The sequence below is a fragment of the Subdoligranulum sp. DSM 23681 genome (assembly GCF_057005535.1).
Genome location: NZ_CM168050.1, coordinates 571733 through 587885, shown reverse-complemented (window position 1 = coordinate 587885; position 16153 = coordinate 571733). Strand labels below are relative to the sequence as shown.

At 53.6% G+C, this 16153-nt stretch carries 17 protein-coding genes; 9 read left to right on the top strand and 8 right to left on the bottom strand.

Going from position 1 to position 16153, the window contains the following annotated elements; genetic code table 11:
• Nucleotides 1-19: 19 nt before the first annotated feature.
• Complete coding sequence (locus tag AC127K_RS02885) at nt 20-157, top strand: hypothetical protein (protein WP_294540931.1); 138 nt, start codon at nt 20-22, stop codon at nt 155-157.
• A 244-nt stretch (nt 158-401) separates the two neighbouring features.
• On the opposite strand, the gene AC127K_RS02880 is transcribed toward AC127K_RS02885, so the two are convergent.
• From AC127K_RS02880 to AC127K_RS02845, 8 genes are all read right to left on the bottom strand, one after another.
• A complete protein-coding gene (locus AC127K_RS02880; protein ID WP_087185407.1) occupies nt 402-1625 on the bottom strand; it encodes an IS110 family RNA-guided transposase in 1224 nt (407 codons plus the stop codon).
• 299 nt (nt 1626-1924) lie between these two features.
• Complete coding sequence (locus tag AC127K_RS02875) at nt 1925-3742, bottom strand: recombinase family protein (protein ID WP_483721495.1); 1818 nt, start codon at nt 3740-3742, stop codon at nt 1925-1927.
• 75 nt (nt 3743-3817) lie between these two features.
• Nucleotides 3818-3985 carry a hypothetical protein gene (locus AC127K_RS02870; RefSeq protein ID WP_483721494.1) on the bottom strand — a complete coding sequence of 56 codons (168 nt, stop codon included), beginning with the start codon at nt 3983-3985 and terminating at the stop codon, nt 3818-3820.
• The gene (locus tag AC127K_RS02865) at nt 3966-4358 is read right to left on the bottom strand and encodes a plasmid mobilization protein (RefSeq protein ID WP_330030507.1); all 393 of its coding nucleotides are present in this window, start codon (nt 4356-4358) and stop codon (nt 3966-3968) included. Before AC127K_RS02865 ends, AC127K_RS02870 begins: the two co-directional genes overlap by 20 nt.
• Nucleotides 4359-4446: 88 nt before the next feature.
• Nucleotides 4447-5406: an AAA family ATPase gene (locus AC127K_RS02860; protein ID WP_483721493.1), complete on the bottom strand. Its 960-nt coding sequence runs from the start codon at nt 5404-5406 to the stop codon at nt 4447-4449.
• Nucleotides 5407-5836: 430 nt separating this feature from the next.
• Nucleotides 5837-6292 (bottom strand): hypothetical protein, encoded by a 456-nt coding sequence (locus AC127K_RS02855; protein ID WP_483721492.1) that lies wholly within the window; start codon nt 6290-6292, stop codon nt 5837-5839.
• An 18-nt stretch (nt 6293-6310) separates the two neighbouring features.
• Complete coding sequence (locus AC127K_RS02850) at nt 6311-6997, bottom strand: hypothetical protein (RefSeq protein WP_483721491.1); 687 nt, start codon at nt 6995-6997, stop codon at nt 6311-6313.
• 80 nt (nt 6998-7077) lie between these two features.
• On the bottom strand, nt 7078-7620 hold the full coding sequence (locus AC127K_RS02845; RefSeq protein ID WP_483721490.1) for a GNAT family N-acetyltransferase: 543 nt from the start codon (nt 7618-7620) through the stop codon (nt 7078-7080).
• 283 nt (nt 7621-7903) lie between these two features.
• Here AC127K_RS02845 and AC127K_RS02840 point away from each other — a divergent pair, with 283 nt between their 5' ends.
• The 8 genes from AC127K_RS02840 to AC127K_RS02805 all read left to right on the top strand — a co-directional run bounded on the left by AC127K_RS02840 (nt 7904) and on the right by AC127K_RS02805 (nt 16069).
• Nucleotides 7904-8815 (top strand): helix-turn-helix transcriptional regulator, encoded by a 912-nt coding sequence (locus AC127K_RS02840; RefSeq protein WP_483721489.1) that lies wholly within the window; start codon nt 7904-7906, stop codon nt 8813-8815.
• 2 nt (nt 8816-8817) lie between these two features.
• Nucleotides 8818-9462: an MmcQ/YjbR family DNA-binding protein gene (locus tag AC127K_RS02835; protein ID WP_483721488.1), complete on the top strand. Its 645-nt coding sequence runs from the start codon at nt 8818-8820 to the stop codon at nt 9460-9462.
• Nucleotides 9452-10093 carry a GyrI-like domain-containing protein gene (locus AC127K_RS02830; protein WP_483721487.1) on the top strand — a complete coding sequence of 214 codons (642 nt, stop codon included), beginning with the start codon at nt 9452-9454 and terminating at the stop codon, nt 10091-10093. Before AC127K_RS02835 ends, AC127K_RS02830 begins: the two co-directional genes overlap by 11 nt.
• A complete protein-coding gene (locus AC127K_RS02825) occupies nt 10090-10629 on the top strand; it encodes a DUF3795 domain-containing protein (protein ID WP_483721486.1) in 540 nt (179 codons plus the stop codon). Before AC127K_RS02830 ends, AC127K_RS02825 begins: the two co-directional genes overlap by 4 nt.
• Nucleotides 10630-10633: 4 nt before the next feature.
• The gene (locus AC127K_RS02820; RefSeq protein ID WP_483721485.1) at nt 10634-11053 is read left to right on the top strand and encodes an SRPBCC family protein; all 420 of its coding nucleotides are present in this window, start codon (nt 10634-10636) and stop codon (nt 11051-11053) included.
• A gap of 21 nt (nt 11054-11074) precedes the next feature.
• On the top strand, nt 11075-12019 hold the full coding sequence (locus AC127K_RS02815) for a DUF1848 domain-containing protein (protein ID WP_483721484.1): 945 nt from the start codon (nt 11075-11077) through the stop codon (nt 12017-12019).
• Between the two features lie 917 nt (nt 12020-12936).
• Complete coding sequence (locus tag AC127K_RS02810; RefSeq protein WP_483721483.1) at nt 12937-14643, top strand: DUF6076 domain-containing protein; 1707 nt, start codon at nt 12937-12939, stop codon at nt 14641-14643.
• A 448-nt stretch (nt 14644-15091) separates the two neighbouring features.
• Nucleotides 15092-16069 carry a Fic family protein gene (locus AC127K_RS02805; protein ID WP_483721482.1) on the top strand — a complete coding sequence of 326 codons (978 nt, stop codon included), beginning with the start codon at nt 15092-15094 and terminating at the stop codon, nt 16067-16069.
• Nucleotides 16070-16153: the final 84 nt, after the last annotated feature.

The following is a 16153-nucleotide window of genomic DNA, read 5'->3' as shown; positions in this document are numbered from 1 at the left end:
ACCAAAGGAGGTGAAAAGAATGGAATTGATTTATGCAGGCGATAACCTGGCTGAAAAGATGAAGCACGTGACGCTGAATGCGTCGTGCCAGGGGGACACTTGTGATTCTCACGACGGCTGCGGCGAACAGTGCAACCACTCCTATTGCCGCTACTGATTCGGAGCGAAGAATGGAGCGTTGACTGTTTTTACGCAAATGATGACCAATAGCAATCCCGGAAGAGGCGGACCATCTGCAGGAAGGTTCCGCCTCTTTTGGTTATGAAAATGAGTCCTGCAAACAAAAGTCAATAGATGAAATAAAAAAAGTCCCGCAAATTTTGCGAGGCTAAAAAAGGTACAACAAACCAGACCGGAGAGAAAGCATCTCGCCAGCCGGAAAGAAATTCGGTTGTTAAAGATTACGATTGCTTAGCAGGTTCTGTATCAAAAGCCTCCAGGCATTCTTTCACGCGGGCGTAGTAGATGCGCAGGAACTTGTTCTGAGCGGCAGTCATGTAGACAAAGTAGGGCTTGCCCTCTGCGCGTTTCTTATCAAGGAACTGGTACACCGGCTCATCCGCTGGAGACTTTTTCAGGTATGTGCAGATGATTTGGTAGAGTGTTTTACGCAAATGTGGTGAGCCTCGCTTTGTGGTGGGAACGCTCTTTGCGCTGTGCTTGCCGGATTCATCCACGCCGGGATCAACACCTGCAAAGCCCACGATGGAGCTGCGGCGCGGGAAACGGCGCACATCTCCAATTTCGGCCATAAGCTGCGCGGCAGTTATTTTCCCAACGCCGTACATGGCGCACACGGTTTCGTATTCTGGAAGTTGGGATGCAAGCCGCGTCATTTCCGCCCGCAGAGTGGCCAGCGTGGTCTTTCCCGCCAGAAGTTGTTGAGCAGCCGTGACAATGAGCAGCTTTGTGTTCTCGTTTTTCGGCAGTGTCGTAAAATGGCCACAGCTTCCGGCGTAAATGTCCAGCGCCTTCTCTGCACTGAAATGGTATCCCTTGCGTTTGCACCACTTCTGGTAACGTTCTGTAAACGCCTTTTCGCTGGCACGGCAGATGCAATCGCAATGCCAGAAGGTCATGACAAAATCCACCCATTTCTGGTGGCCGTCAGCACGCTCTGGGCTGGAGAAAAGCTCGTTTACACCGGGAAAGGTCTTGTCGGTCAGCGAAATGAGATTGTTTTGCAGCGACACCACTGTTTTCATGTAGAGATTGTATTGGCGGCTGCACAGCTTCAGTTGTTGTCTAATCGTATCCATGGGAGTATATTCCCGCAGATCCACCCAGTTGTCAAGGCCATACTTTGCAATCTTCAGAGCGTCAGCCTTGTCGGTCTTGACCTTGCGGATGGAGCCGCCGCCGCTCTGCTTGATGAGCAGCGGATTCAGGACGCAGACGTAGATCCCGTACTCATGTAGTGCTGCCGCTACCGGTTCGTGGTAACGGCCTGTGGATTCCATGATGACGCGGGTATCTTCGCCCAATGCGACGATGGCGCCAGCCATCTGCTCCAAACCAACTTCGGTATGGAGAAATTCCTGTGGCAGAAATGCCACTTCACCCATTGGCCGCAGGGCAGCCACCGTGCTTTTCCCTTTGGAAATGTCGATCCCTACTGCGTTCATTTTGCTCCTCCTTCTGATTGGATATGGCTTTCCGCCGTTTACTCATCGCCTGTTCAATCTCCTGGGTGACGCGAACGCACCGCAAATCGGTGGTACAACCTGCGCAAATCGAATGCTGCGAATGAGAGAGGCGGCTGACGGACTCATTTACGGGCGTGTCGGCCCAAGGTGAGCTATGTCAGGCAATTTGCTCTCCCATTCTAACAGCTTCGGCTTTGAGATGGAAAAAGACGCGGCTGGCTGCCGCGCCTTGAACCGTAACTTTATTGTAGGAGGTGGGACTGCTTCCATGCAAGCGGTCATGCACTTTTTTGAGAGGGGAGTGCTCCCGGAACACAGCCTTTTGCACGCAGCCTGTCCTGTGCCAATCCCGCCGCCGAAATGTCCCCATTCAGCCGACCGTTCCTGTTGATCAGAAAGGTTTGGCGGGAAGCCCCGGGGGGCGGCCAGGCCCCCCGGTATAAATTGCTTTCCAGTGTAATACGCGGATATTCCTTCCGCCCGTTGACCTCGCAGACCAGCGTCTGGGGTTCGGGCGCCAGATCCAGCACCCAGGCGAACCGCGTATCGTCGATGGGTGTGATGCGGCGGACAAAGTTCTGGATGAACCACTCACTCACCATGCCGTCGGTAAAATTCACCGCTTCGCAGAGGCTGGCCTCGATGGCATCCATGTCCAGCGTCTTGTGATCCCCCTGCTTGGCCAGCAGTTCCGTTTTCTCCTTGTTGACCCGCTGCTGCTGAACGCCGATCTCGTTGCTCTGCTCCACAAACTGGCTCAGGGTGATCTGGTTGGACGCCTTCATCATGATCAGGTTGTCCAGCCGTTGGTTCAGGGCGTCCATGCGCTTGTCCAGCGCTTTCAGCTTGGCCGGGTCGGCGCTTTCCTCCCGGTAGCAGGCATTGAGCATCCGGCAGGCTTCCAGCACGGCCTCCCGCCGGTTGCCCCACACGGTCTCGAAGATTTTCAAGGCCATCAGTTCCAGCTTCCATTCGGGGAAAGCTTTCAGTTCACAGATGCCCTCGGGCAGGCCGTGCTTTTTCAGATACAGGGCAGATTGCTTCTTGTGGCGGTAGCACTCAAAGCCATAGACCTGGGTGCCGTCCGCCTTGGTGTTCCACAGATACCGCCGCAGCTTGGAACCGCAGTGGCACACCAGCTTGGTGACCCATACGTTCTTGGCGACGGTGCCGCCGTACTTGCGGGGCTTGCCGTTCTCGTCCAGCAGGTTCCGCTGGCGGCTTCGGCGGATGTCGTTGCACCGGTGCCAGAGTGCCTCGTCGATGATGGGGGTGAAGTTTCCCTTTTTCAGGATGTAGGTTCCCTCGTCGTTGTTCTTCTCCCGGGTGTGGTCCAGCAGGTCGGTGGTCCGGGTGCGGTTGTAGACGCAGTAGCCCATGTAGGTGGGGTTGCGCAGGATGCGGGTGATCTTGCTGGAATCCCATTTCATGTGCCCGCCGCCATCCTTGCGGCCTTTTGCGATCAGGGCCTTGGCTACCTTGCCCAGCCCGTCGCCGGTGGCGTACTGTTCAAAGATCATCCGCACCGTCTCGGCCTGTTCCTCGTTGATGACGTAGGTGTTGTGGGCCTTGTCCAGATCGTAGCCCAGGATGTTGCCGTTGCCGAATAGCACCCCTTTTTCCCGGCTCATCTGGATGCCGGCCCGCACCCGCTCGCTGGTCTTGCGGCTTTCCTCCTGGGCCATGGTGGCCATGATGGTGAGCCGCAGCTCGCCTTCGTTGTCCATCGTCCAGATGCTGTCCGCGGCAAAGTAGACTTCCACCCCCAGCTTGCTCAGCTTCCGGGTGTAGAACAGCGTGTCCATCGTGTTGCGGGCGAAGCGGCAGACCTCGCGGGTGACCACCAGATCAAACTTGCCGCGCTCCGCATCCCGGATCATCTGCATGAAGGACGGACGCCTGGTGGCCTGGGTGCCGGTGATGCCCTCGTCCACATACTGGCCCACCACCTCCCAGTTGGGATTTCTGGCCGCCAGGTCCTGGTACCAGTCCATCTGATTGTCCAGCGCCGCTACCTGGGCCTCGTGTTCGGTGGAAACCCGCCCGTAAAAGACCACCTTTCGGGGCCGGTTCCGGTATTCCTGTAAAAAGCTCATAGGATCAACCTCCTTTGGTGTACGCTCATTGTAGCGTATTGGTTTTTGTTTGAGAAATGTACAAACGGGTATTCTTCAATGCCGCTTCTTTTTCTTTTTGCCCGGGGCAAGCGGCACTGCCGGGACCAGCGGATAGGTGGCCAGCACATTGTCGTAGGTGGCCTTGTTGATCTTGCCCTGCTCATACAGGCGCTGAATCAGCTTGTGGGCAATGTAGCGGGAATCAATCTGCAAACCCTCCATAGGGATTTACCTCCTTTCCATCGGGTGTGTTGGGTGTGAAAGGCGAAAACGTCCGGGGCAGCATGGCACCCTGCATGAGCAGCACCGTGCTGTTCAGCAGCTGGAGAGTGTAGTCCAGCTGCTCCCGGTTCTCGTCGGTGGACTGGTTGCCTGCCAGCTCTTTCAGCTGGGTTTCCATCCACTGCATCTGCCGCAGCAACAGCCGGTAATCGGCGGGCGGCAGTGCCGTGGGTGTCTTGTGGATGATGAGCAGACGAAGATACTGCTCCCGGGACAGCCCGGTGAGGGCCACGTTGTCGTTGAGCCGTGCCAGCTCTCCCTCGGTCAGGCGGACCTTCACTTCTTTGGTCCGCTGTTTGGTTTTGTTTTTCATGGGTTCTCCTTTTGGTTCGTCAATTTGGGTAAGTATGCAACAACGCAAGGGGCAGCGGCGGCGCGTCCCTTTGCATGGTTGCCTTGGTTCATGCGTTCAGCTGCCAGTACCACTTGTCGCCCTTGCGGACGCTGCGGATGTTCAGCCTGCCTTTGACCAGATTCACCGTCCGGTCCTGGATGCCTTTGCTCTTGAAATGCTGGATGATCTCCTGATTGGGTATAGGGCCCTTTTCCAGCAGCCGGGGCAGTTCTTCCTCCACCTGCTGTTGCTTGGTGGGGGCTTCCGACAGACTGTCGCAGCCGTTCAAAAGGGATTCGGCGTCCTCGTCCAGCTGCCGCAGCCATTCCACATGGTCGCTCAGCTCAAACAGCAGTGCCGGACCGGCAGCGGCCAGATTGCTTTTCACCGGCACCAGCACCCGCTGTGTGGGCGAACGCTGGTATCGTGTTACGGTCAGAATGGACCGCACGGCTCCGGCAATGTCGATGGAACCGCTGGTTCGGTACAGGGCGCTGATGCCGCTCATCTTATTCATGTGCGCCACGATCAGCACGGCGCATCTGGTGCGCTGGGCCATGGCGTACAGACTGCGGAAAGCGCCCCGCACCTCGTTGGCCTGATTCATGCTCACCGTAGGGCCGATGTAGGCCGAGAGTGGGTCGAGGATCAGCAGACGGGCGTTCTCCTGCAGGATGCTTTGCTCCAGCCGTGGATCGTCGAAGGTCAGCGCCCGCTTTTCTTCATTGATGATCTTGATGCGGGTGCAGTTGGCCCCCGCGCTCTCCAGCCTCGGTTTGATAGTGTCGGCAATGCCGTCCTCTGAGGTCTGGTACAGGATGTTGATGGGTTCCCGGACGGCTTCTTCAAAGGGAAGGCTTTCCCCTTTGGAGAGCAGCGCCGCCAATGACAGCACCGCCATGGTTTTGCCGCATCCGGGGTCGCCCTGTAATATGGTGATCTTCCCGTATGGGATGTAAGGATACCAAAGCCACTTCACTTCCTCTGCCTGGATATCCGCAAAACAGAGGATCTCTTGTTCATTCACAAAAGCACCTCCCTCATGAAGTTCAAATAAAGGGCCGGTCCGCCAAATCCGTTCCTGTCCGGGGGTCTCCCCAACGTCGTCTCGCTCGCCCTGCGGGTCATGGCAAGATCGTATCTCCTTCAGCGGCCGGGTATTCAGTTTTCAAGGTTCCGTGGCAACAGAATATCACGCCTTGACGCCAAATGCTATACGTTTGGGAACGGTTCCGTGTGAAGATGGATTTGCACGTTAGTTTTGAAAAAGTCACACGTTTATCCATCGATGTATCGCGCTTTATTGGCTTTTTGCGTTTTGAGAAATTTTTGCCCGTTTTCCTGTGATTTTCCCGCTTTTGGCGGCGGTGAAGCAAACTGGACACAAAAAACAGCGCCACCGGCCAAAGGATCATCCCTTGACCGGCAGCGCCGGGTGGTTCAATATAGTTTCAGTTTTACCGGTTCCCGCTGCACTCAGCCTGCCAGAGCGCTTCCTGCTCCTGGGAAACCTGATAGCTTTTGTACTCGCGCAGGAATCCCTCATGCCCCATGATAGGTTTGGACCCTGCAAAGTACAGATAAATCGCCTTGGCCCGTGCCAGCGGGTCAGGGTAGGATGTAAAATGAACTTCTTGCGCGACCCAACCGGGAACGCTGGCGATGGGCGGTTCCCCGAAAGGAAAGCGGTCATAGAAGGCGTTCTCCCCGGAGACCCAAGTGACCAGGTCCTGATCACCGCACAGCAGCACCCAGACGGGGCGTTCCCCCTGCGGGCTGGAAAAGCAGCCCTTGCCGATCAGCGTATGGAAAACGTCGCTGAAGCGGGTGTTGCTATCCACGGAAAAGGTACACAGCTCTCCGCTTCCGGGAAGCCGGATCTGAATCTGCCTGTTTTGGGGTGTTTTGTTCATAAAAAGCCTCATAAAACATTACTTCAAAAGATGTTTCCGTATTTCGGAATAGGATGTACCTTTTTGCCAGTTGGAAGACTTGCGGTACAGAATTGCCAACCGTGTAAATTCTTGAGTTGGCACATTGTCCTCAAAACAAGTGCCATCAGAAAGAAAATATAAAACATTGTCATAAGCGCTAGCAATTATTTTGTCAAAGGTACGCGGATACGATGAGGATAACTTTTGTATGCCATCAGATAATTGCTGTTTGTCGTAATCTGAAAAACAGCCTTCAGAAAATTCAAACAAATAGTTATGGCAACAACTTGTAAAGTGAGAAGCATTCAGCTTTTTTAATTTGTTATCTAGATGGTCTAACAAGAAGTAAATATGACGAGCCCCATCAACAAGTCCTTTGCTATCGGAAATGGCCAGCAATTTCCCATCCTTAAAACACGTCCAACCACGGAAGCTTTGAAGTATTTTCGGAGGGATTTGATTCTGAAATTGCCCTAGATACTTGGCCATTACATTGTTTGTGTAGCCGATATGACTGTTTTGCGCGCGTGTGACTTCCAGAGAAAACGTATCATCTTCATTTTTCCAGTCCGGGCTCTCCCATTTCTTCATGCTATCCGCAAAACCAGGAAACAGATAGTTCGTCACCAGTAGAGCATAGATTTCATCAAATGTATTATCCATCTTAGCGTAGTTGATATTCATGAAAATTTTCACCTTTATAAATGCCACTGTTTCCGAATCGGCCGAATCAGCGGCCTATGTAGACCGGGCCTTGCCGGCCATCACTCCATGACTTTGACGAAGCGGAACATTTCGTCGGGGCCGTCCTGCTCCTCTCCGTTCTGAGGCGGCAGGTCAAGGGGGTGCTGCGCGGTGAAAAACTCCACGCTCTTGAAGCCGCACTTGTTGAGGTAAAAGTGGATGTTCCGCTTTTCAAAATACGGGGTGAAGGTCTCCCACACCTTGGTCTCGGGGTGCAGCGCCTCCACCGCCTGCCATGCGCCGTAGCCGATGCCCCGGCTGTGGACATCCGGGTCGGTGAACAGGATATCCCGCTCGTTGTGGTGGGTGGTGCGGTCGATTTTCAAAATCACACCGCCCACTTTCTGCCCGTCGCAGACGATGCGGTAGGCTTCGCTGTCCGGAGCGTCCAGACATGCTTCGATGGTCTTGCGGGAGATGATCTCGCCGTGGCTGTCCAGGTGATCGTCCCGCATCCCGAACTCCTGCAAGGCACCGTATCGGAAAGACCGCTGGTTGTCCAGAATGAACTGCTCCCGGTCGGCGGCCTCCAGGGGAACCAGACTGACGGCTGTGTGTTGCATGATTGCCCTCCTAAAGAAAAACGCCCGACCATTACAGCAACTGCAATAACCGAGCGCACTCGACACCGTATCCGACAGGCGGCCTGCAAGCCTTAGCTTACTCCCCTACACTACGGTGTACTGTCCTCCGATGACAGCCCTATCATAACGTATTTTCGGCGGGATTGCAAGAAAATCCCTTTGCTTTTTCCACAGAAAAACATCCCCGAAAAGCCAAACATGACAGACAGTTGTCCGGTTCCTATGGTATAATACAGGCAAAAGAGCAAGGGCGGTGGTTGGCATGAAAATGGACCGGCTGATCGGCATTTTGTCCATCCTTCTTCGGCGGGAACAGGTCACCGCGCCGGAGCTGGCAGCGCAGTTCGAGGTCTCCCGCCGCACCATCCAGCGGGACATCGAAGCCCTGGGCCGGGCGGGCATCCCCATCGCCACCGCCCAGGGCGCGGGCGGCGGCATCTCCATCATGGAGGGCTACCGGGTGGACCGCACGGTCCTCACCGCCCCCGAGATGCAGGCCATCCTGGCGGGTCTGCGCAGTTTGGACAGCGTCAGCGGCACCCGGCGCTATGCCCAGCTGATGGAAAAGCTGTCCGCAGGAAATAGCGGACTTGTTTCCGGTGGTGCGCACATGCTCATCGACCTGTCCTCCTGGTACAAGAGCAGCCTGGCCCCGAAGATCGAAGCGCTCCAGACCGCCATCCAGCAGCACCAACTGGTGCAGTTCACCTACGACGCCCCCAAGGGCACCTCGACGCGCCGTGCGGAGCCCTATTACCTGGTGTTTCGGTGGTCCGCCTGGTATCTGTGGGGCTGGTGCCTGGCGCGGAAGGATTTCCGCCTGTTCAAACTCAACCGCATGACCGGCCTTTCCACCGGGGAGACGATCTCCCCGCGTCCCGCACCGCTGCCGGACTTCGCCCTGGAGCGGATTTTTCCCACCAAATACCAGGTGTGCGCCAGCTTTGAACCGGCCTGCCGCTGGCGGCTGGTGGAAGAATACGGCGCGGACAGCTTTACCGTGCAGCCGGACGGGCGGCTGCTGTTTCGCTGGGGATTTCCGGACGCAGACAGCGTGCTGAGCTGGATTCTCACCTTTGGCGACGGCGCTGAACTGCTGGAGCCTGCCGAACTGCGGGAACAGCTGGGCGCTCTTGTTAGGCGGCTGGCGCAGCGATATTCAGAGGAGGGTTGACTATGCGTTACCTGTGGCTGGACGAATATCTCATGCAAAAACGCGGCGTGACGCGGGATTTTCAGCCGGTCTGGCAGTGGACCCGGTATCATATCGGCGGCAAAATGTTTGCGGCGGTATGCCTGGATAACGCCGGAACACCCTATTACATCAACCTGAAGCTGGAGCCGGAAGAATCGGATTTCTTTCGCAGGCAGTATGAAGATATCCTGCCCGGCTACTATTCCGACAAGCGGTGTTGGGTCTCGGTGCGCCCCGATGGTGCCGTGCCGGACGAGCTGCTGCGGGGTATGCTGGACAGGTCCTACGGCCTGGTGCTGGCCGGAATGAGCAAAAAGGCCCGGCGTCTGGCACTGGGGCTGACCGTTTGCGGCCTGGAGTGCGCCGCCTGCCCGCTGTACCGGGGCGAATGTCCGGGGTGCAATGAATGCGCCGGGAAAGTGTTCCATGCACCGCAGGACAAGGCTTGCCCGCTCTATGCCTGTGCCGTACACCGAAACCATCGCACCGGCTGCGGCGGTTGTGCGGATGCGCCCTGCCAACTGTGGGAGCAGGTGCGGGACCCGGCGCTGACCGAGGAAGAATTTCGCGCTTCGGTTTCTGAACGCCTGGAAAACTGGAAAGGAGTACCGAAAGATGCCCTTTGACTACAAGAAAGAATACAAGGAATTCTATCTGCCGCCCAAAACACCGGGTATCGTCACGGTGCCTGCCATGAACTTTCTGGCGGTGCGTGGGCATGGCGATCCCAACGAGGAAAACGGGGCCTACAAACAGGCTATCGGCCTTTTGTATGCGGTGGCCTACACCATCAAAATGAGCAAGATGGGCAGCCACAAGATGGATGGTTACTTCGACTATGTGGTGCCGCCGCTGGAGGGCCTGTGGTGGCAGGAAGGCGTACAGGGCGTGGACTATTCCCGCAAGGAGGACTTTTGCTGGATTTCTCTGATCCGGCTGCCGGACTTCGTGACCAAGGCCGAGTTTGACTGGGCCGTGCAGGAAGCCTCCCGCAAAAAGAAACTGGACTGCTCCCCGGTGGAGTTCTTCACCTGGGAGGAAGGTCTGTGCGTCCAGTGCATGCACATCGGCCCTTACGATGACGAGCCCGCTACAGTTGCCGCCATGGCGGAATACGCCAAAGCGCACGGTTACACGGCGGACTTTGGTGAGAACCGATTCCACCATGAGATTTATCTGAGCGATGTGCGCAGGTGCAAACCGGAAAGCCTGAAAACTGTGGTGCGCCATCCGGTGCGAAAGGCGGACCAGGTATGAAAGGCTTCACACGGGAACATACCGAGTTCAGCCTGTGTGGTCTGAACTGCCTGCTCTGTCCCATGCAGGTGGGTGGCTACTGCCCCGGCTGCGGCGGCGGACCGGGCAACCAGAGTTGTGCCATTGCCCGGTGTTCACTGGACAAAGGCGGGCATGCCTTTTGCAGTGATTGCTCCTCTTACCCCTGCGCCCGGTATGACGAATTTGATGCAGCAGATTCCTTTGTGCCTCATAGCCGCCGTGCCACCGATCTGGACCGCGCCCGGGAATTGGGGCTGGACGCCTACATGGACGAACTGCGGGCCAAACGGGCCATTCTGGATAAGCTGCTCGCCAACTATAACGATGGCCGCCGCAAAACCTTCTATTGCGCGGCGGCGTACCTGCTGCCGTTGGAAAATCTGCAAAGCGTTGTGGCCAAGCTGGAGGGTCAGCCGGAATGTTCCGTCAAAGAGCGGGCTGCGGCTGCCGTGAAGCTGCTGCAAGGGGCAGCCGATGGTCGCGGTATCTGTCTGAAGCTGAAGAAGAAGGGGTGATCGTGTGGCAGTTTCTAAAGTGACACGCTCGTTTCCCTGTACTGTAGAACAGCTGTGGCAAATCGTGACCGACCTGACGCATACCGACTGGCGCAGCGATCTGGCGCGGGTGGAAGTTCTGAACGAAGCCCGCTTTGTGGAGCATACCAAGAGCGGCTATGCCACCCATTTTGCGGTTACGTCCTGTGAACCAAAACAGTTTTGGGCCTTCACGATGGAAAACGTGAACATGTCCGGCTCCTGGGAGGGACGGTTCGAGGCGGTGGAAGGTGGTTCCCGGTTGACCTGCGTAGAAACCGTCAACGGCAAGCGCTGGTGGATGCGCCCCTTTGTCCCTGGCTATCTGAAACGACAGCAGAAACTGTATATGGATGATCTGCTGCGGGAAATGAACCGCATCACAGACGGAAATGCTGCCCGGTAATCAGTCCAATGTAACCCGGAGGTGAACCCCTTGATTATCAGCGCCAGCAGGCGGACTGATATTCCCGCCTATTACCCTGATTGGTTTTGCAACCGCATCCGGGAGGGCTTTGTCTGCGTCCGCAACCCCATGAACTTCCATCAGGTGAGCCGCATTTCCTTGTCACCGGATGTGGTGGATGGCATCGTATTCTGGACCAAGAATCCGCTGCCGCTGATGTCTCGGTTGGAGGAACTGCGGGCCTACCCGTTCTATTTTCAATTCACCCTGACCCCATACGGAAAAGACGTGGAACCGGGAGTACCCAGCAAGAATGATGTAATCCTGCCTGCCTTTCAGGAACTTTCCCGCAGGATCGGCCCCGAACGGGTGATCTGGCGGTATGACCCTATTTTGTTCACCGACCGGTACACGATGGACTACCACATTACCTTTTTCAGCCAGTTGGCCCAGCGACTGGAAGGCTATACCCGCAAATGCATCATCAGCTTTGTGGACCTCTACCGCAACACCCAGTCCAACATGAACGGGCTGGGATTTGCACCGCTTACGGAAAAAGAAATCATGGAACTGGCACAGCGGTTGGCTGGTATCGCAGGCAAACATCACCTTGTGCTGGAAACCTGCGCAGAACAAATAGACTTATCACCATACGGCATTGCTCACGGCCACTGCATTGACCGCACCTTGCTGGAGCAGATTACCGGGTGCCGTCTTTCGTTGGATAAAGACAAGAACCAGCGCCCGGAATGCGGCTGCATGGCCAGCATCGACATTGGAATGTACGACACCTGTCGCCACGGTTGCAAGTATTGTTATGCTACGCACAGCTTGAAAACCGTTGCACGCAATACGCAAGCCCACGATCCGAACTCTCCGCTGCTCTGCGGGCAGCTCCTGCCGGAGGATGTGGTAAAGGAGCGGGCGGTGAAGTCCTGCAAGGAGGGGCAGCTGCGGTTTTATTGATTCTTGATCAATCGAAAACACAACTCTGGAGCTGTGGACATTCTGCCTCCACTATAATGTTTCTCGGCAATACGACAGAAAAAATGCTGGCCAAGTTGACCAGCATTTTTCTTTCAGATATTTTCATCAATCATTGCATCGCTCACTTTGATAGATGAAATGAGTGATGGTCTGCTTTTTCAGGATCAGTTATATCCATCCTGTTCCAGCATCTTTTAGACTTCCTTGTCAAAGTCGGAAAAAGATTCACTCTGCGGGGGGTCATCCGATAGCCTGCTATATAATTACATCCAGATTATAGAATTGTGTCAAATGACTTTGTGCTTTTCCCAGGATTACCCCGAGAAGTGGTTATTTCCATTTTGGAAACGACCTCTCCTTCTTGCAGTTCCCCTTCTTCAAAAACATTTTTAGGTGTTTGCTGATTGCGGGGGTCTGCACACCGAATAATTCCGCCATTCCTTTTTGGGTCAGCCAGATGGCCTCGTCCTGACCAGCGCGTCTACCGATACATTTTCCTCTGCCGTGCGGTAAATGAGAAATACGAACTGATTATCCATCCTGTGCTCCTATTTTGGCTCTGATTATATTTTCTGTCCGCTTCTATCAAATGGTATTAACACGGTATCCGCAAATGCGCCCATAAAAAAGGAATATCTTACGAGCAGATCAAATCGGAATTTTTCGTGCTATATCGTCCTCTCGCAAATTTCCTCATTCTCCTGCTTTCCCTCCGCACTAAGTTTCCTCAAGACAGGTGCGCCTGGCTGGGTGTTGTCCAGAAAAGACCTAGGGGTGAAAAATGTTCCCCAGGGCATTTTTTGTAAATTTTTTCTGAAAGATATGCTTTTGGATAAGCGTCAGAAATCCTGCAATCTTGACGCGATTCGCGCTGCGTGTTACGATGGAGAAAAGGCGTGAAACATACGCCTTTTTCGTCATTTTACAACAATTTATCGTCAATTTTCGACAATCATCGAGGTTTTTTCATGCCGACAAATTTTATCTTCCGCTTTGAAAAGGGCAACCTTCTAATCCCCTTTCAGATGCCCAACAAAAGGCAGCGGCAAATGGCCGTAAACAGACAAACCCCAACAGCGGAAGGCAAACGATCTTCCGTCGTTGCACATATGGAGGCAATCAAAGACAAGCTGCAAATACCGGAATATGTGGAGCAAAACCAGCCCCGAGTATGGCTGGAAGAATCCTACGATTCGGGAGATCTGGTTTTTGCCGTGCTGGACATTCGCTGGAAAGATTTCTATGAGGAAGCCCAGCTGCTTCTGGAGCAATATAAAGACTATGAAATGACCATCCGCCCGGACTTGCTCACGCAGGTGGATTGGCGCCATTATCAGCCGCCGCATCCAGAGAAAAAATCACCTGCGCCGTCATGGTTCCCGTTGAAACTGTTTTCCCGTCCGGCAAAAGAATCCGCTGAGCAGGGGCCTGTCGCTGCGCCACCTCCCCGCACGATTGCCCAGGGGTTGGCCGCCCCGGATGAAACAATCTATTGTCGGGTAGCTCAGTTGTATGATAATGTGAAAAAATCTTTATCCGATTATCCTGCCATGGCCGCCTTGTTGGCACACTATTGTACCAACGCCGCATCGGATTATTATCTGCAAGCCATTAAAACGCTGGACATGACAAAGCTGACCGATCTTGACCGCAGTATCATGGAACAAAACGGATTTTTAAGGGTATTGCATCATGAGATCTATTGGTGCAATGCGCTGGTGCAGTGCAGCGAATGTGTGGAGCGCTATATGAAAAGTTTTCCCACACCCGATTTTCTCATGAAATCCTATGCCGGGATGGATGATCGGGAACTGTGCGCAGCCTCTATAACCATTCTGAAAATGATGGCCGAACAATTCCGTCTTTTGGCGGATTTCCAGCCGGAACTGGCCAGTCTGGTTCAGTACACGTTGGTGGAAGCGGATCTCCACCCGGACAAAAGTGCCGATCAGCGGTACGGAGACGCCTTGCTGGTGCGGCACTCCGGCGTTGCAGCCGGGCAGAAACTGTATGAACAGCTGCGGCTGAGAATGCTGGGCAGGCTGTCCTTGCCGCAGGAAAAGCCTACCACCAGAAGGCACCCGGATATCGCCAGCCGAAGCTATTTTGTTGCGGATAATCTTCCTGCTGTGGCCATGGCGGAATTTGTGCAGCTGTGCAGCCAACACGAGACCGCCCGCAGATGCTCTTGCTGTGGGATGCTGTTCCTGCCCTATAATACGAGCGCCAAGTGCTGCAATCGAAAAGGACCAAACGGTGGACAACACACCTGCCGTGAAGTCCGTGAGGCAGAAAAAGCTGATGTGCGGGAAGTTCCGCCTCCGGTTGAGGTCCTTAACAAGGTCAACAATCGGATGAACGGTAGACTTGCTCGTGTAGTGGGTATGACCACAGAGCGCCGTGCCAGTATCCTGAAGATCTGGCGCAAAGAGGTTAAGCCGCTGGTGCAGGAAGCGACCGATCATCCAGAAACCTTTGATGAAGAGGCTTTTGATGCTCAGCTGTGCGAGATCTTTGACAAGGTCCGTCAGGAAGAAGCTGCTGCGGAGCGACGCAGACAAGAGGAAGCTGCCAAAAAGCGAGGGAGACGGAAAAAAGGGTAAAGCTCTTTTTTCAGCCTGTAAAAAAGCGGAAACGAAAAATTTTTCACGCTTGAGTGAACGCCGCTAAAATTCGTGCCAATTTGGCACGAATTTCGAAAATGCAGTTGAATTGGCTTCGATTATAATTCGGGCCAAGTTGGCCCGAATTTGTCTCTGGCAAAAGAATTGCAAAACTCTATTCGCATAAAAATCGGACCAACTTGGTCCGATTTTTTCTATGCCAACCTACCCACTCTTTTCTGATTTATCGCGCATAAACATTCTGGTCAAGTTGACAAGGATTAGAAAACAAGCAACTGCATCGCTTTATGAAGTCACATAACAAAAGGCATACATTGTCACATTGCTTTAAACAACTTCATTCAATCATTTAATCACTCATTTTGATTGATTGAATGATTGATGTATGATATACTTAAATCAATTATTTGACATCATGAGGTATTCAATGAGAAACCAAAAGCCTCCCTTTGAAATTACCAACGAAATAGTTGATTCCGTGGCCCAAATTGCTGAACTGGTCGGACATTTGACTGTAACAAATCAGCTAACGTCCAACCCCACTTTGCGTCGTAGCAACCGAATTCGCACAATACATGGGTCGTTGGCTATTGAGCAAAATACGCTTTCCCTTGAACAAGTAACAGCTGTTCTTAATGGCAAACATATATTGGCTCCACCAAAAGATATTGCGGAAGTCAAAAATGCCTATGAGATTTATGATCGGTTGGAAGATCTTGATCCATACTCAGTGGATGATCTGCTAACTGCTCATGGAATTATGATGCGAGGCTTGGTGGAAGAATCAGGTATGTTTCGCACACGACCGGTTGGCGTTGTGGATAGCGAAGGCCATGTACTGCATTTCGGCACCTTACCACAGTATGTCCCTGATTTGGTGATGGAACTGCTGGACTGGGTAAAAAACAGCCCCGTTCATATGCTGGTTCGCAGTTGTGTGTTCCATTATGAATTGGAACTCATTCATCCATTTGCCGATGGCAATGGGCGTATTGGCCGCCTTTGGCATACTTTACTGCTCTCCAAGTGGAATTCTGCTTTTGCATGGCTGCCTGTGGAATCTATCATCCATGATCGTCAGCAGGAATACTATAATGCCATCAATGCCTCTAACAATGAGGGTGAATCTACGATATTTATTGAGTTCATGCTTTCTGCTATCAAGATGGCATTAACCGAAGCTATTCAAGCGGACACCGGGGAAACAGATAAAGATTCGATGCGCTGGAATGATATCAAAGAGTATTTGAAAACGCATGATTATATCATGAATGCTGATGTCCGTGAACTTCTTGGTGTGTCGTCGGCTACAGCGAACCGCATTCTGGGTAAGCTAGTGGATCAGGGCAAGCTGAAAAGATACCGTGTCAAGCCGTATTGGGCGTATAAGCCCACCAATCTATAAGTTTCAAAAGGCAGTGATAGAAAATCCATTAGATTATGAATACGTGTATACGCGGTATCCAGAAGTCGCGTAAAACAAACAGCA

What these genes read in the sequence shown, in the direction of transcription:
- AC127K_RS02885 (WP_294540931.1), top strand. Translation starts at nt 20, where the DNA reads ATGGAATTGATTTATGCAGGCGATAACCTGGCTGAAAAGATGAAGCAC.
- AC127K_RS02880 (WP_087185407.1), bottom strand. Translation starts at nt 1,625, where the DNA reads ATGAACGCAGTAGGGATCGACATTTCCAAAGGGAAAAGCACGGTGGCT.
- AC127K_RS02875 (WP_483721495.1), bottom strand. Translation starts at nt 3,742, where the DNA reads ATGAGCTTTTTACAGGAATACCGGAACCGGCCCCGAAAGGTGGTCTTT.
- AC127K_RS02870 (WP_483721494.1), bottom strand. Translation starts at nt 3,985, where the DNA reads ATGGAGGGTTTGCAGATTGATTCCCGCTACATTGCCCACAAGCTGATT.
- AC127K_RS02865 (WP_330030507.1), bottom strand. Translation starts at nt 4,358, where the DNA reads ATGAAAAACAAAACCAAACAGCGGACCAAAGAAGTGAAGGTCCGCCTG.
- AC127K_RS02855 (WP_483721492.1), bottom strand. Translation starts at nt 6,292, where the DNA reads ATGAACAAAACACCCCAAAACAGGCAGATTCAGATCCGGCTTCCCGGA.
- AC127K_RS02850 (WP_483721491.1), bottom strand. Translation starts at nt 6,997, where the DNA reads ATGAATATCAACTACGCTAAGATGGATAATACATTTGATGAAATCTAT.
- AC127K_RS02845 (WP_483721490.1), bottom strand. Translation starts at nt 7,620, where the DNA reads ATGCAACACACAGCCGTCAGTCTGGTTCCCCTGGAGGCCGCCGACCGG.
- AC127K_RS02840 (WP_483721489.1), top strand. Translation starts at nt 7,904, where the DNA reads ATGAAAATGGACCGGCTGATCGGCATTTTGTCCATCCTTCTTCGGCGG.
- AC127K_RS02835 (WP_483721488.1), top strand. Translation starts at nt 8,818, where the DNA reads ATGCGTTACCTGTGGCTGGACGAATATCTCATGCAAAAACGCGGCGTG.
- AC127K_RS02830 (WP_483721487.1), top strand. Translation starts at nt 9,452, where the DNA reads ATGCCCTTTGACTACAAGAAAGAATACAAGGAATTCTATCTGCCGCCC.
- AC127K_RS02825 (WP_483721486.1), top strand. Translation starts at nt 10,090, where the DNA reads ATGAAAGGCTTCACACGGGAACATACCGAGTTCAGCCTGTGTGGTCTG.
- AC127K_RS02805 (WP_483721482.1), top strand. Translation starts at nt 15,092, where the DNA reads ATGAGAAACCAAAAGCCTCCCTTTGAAATTACCAACGAAATAGTTGAT.